Raw genomic sequence first — 679 nt, 5'->3', positions numbered from 1 at the left:
ACTCGGTTCCCCATCAACTGGTTGGCCACCATGTCGAGCTGGAAGCCTCCAACCGTCTGGTGCAGATCTACCACCAAGGTAACTTGATCGCTCAACATCCACGCAGCCAAAGGGAACGTGGAAACAGCACTCAACCAGAGCACATGCCGAGTAACCATCAACATCAAAAGTGGTCGCCTGGACGCTTGCTCAACTGGGGAGCCAATATCGGCCCAGCCACACGAGAGGTCGTCAATAAGATGCTTAACTCGAAGCCTCATCCAGAGCAGTCGTATCGTTCCTGCCTTGGGTTACTCAACCTAAGCAAAGCCCATGGCGAATCGCGCCTAGAGCAAGCCTGTAAAGATGCACTGATGCTGACAAAACCCAACTACACCTTCGTCAACAATCTACTCAAGAACAATCGTGAAGGACAACTGAGCAAAGACAACACGAGCACGCCGAACCTTGTTCACAGCAATGTTCGTGGCCCGAACTGTTATCACTAGGAGAAATACAAATGAACGCACTGAACGACCAACTCAAAACCCTCCGCTTGAGCCATGCAGTGAAAGCGTTAGAGCAGCAACAAGAACAACTGAGCACCTACGCAGAGCTGGACTTCGAGGAAAGGCTAAGCCTGCTTCTGGAAAGTGAAATCTTGAATCGCAATCAGACAAAAATCCAACGCTTAAAACGA

1 protein-coding gene and 1 pseudogene are annotated in these 679 nt (G+C 50.2%); both read left to right on the top strand.

Annotated elements, in window-relative coordinates:
- A partial coding sequence (locus R7Z50_RS27810; protein ID WP_411979528.1) for a Mu transposase domain-containing protein occupies positions 1-488 on the top strand: 488 nt, incomplete at its 5' end.
- Between the two features lie 11 nt (positions 489-499).
- Positions 500-679, top strand: a pseudogene (locus R7Z50_RS27805) (IS21-like element ISVch3 family helper ATPase IstB); the annotation flags it as partial.

This window comes from Vibrio sp. 1249-1, from assembly GCF_033340495.1.
Note: the sequence above shows the minus strand (reverse complement) of the source record. Positions and strands in the feature narration are given on the sequence as shown.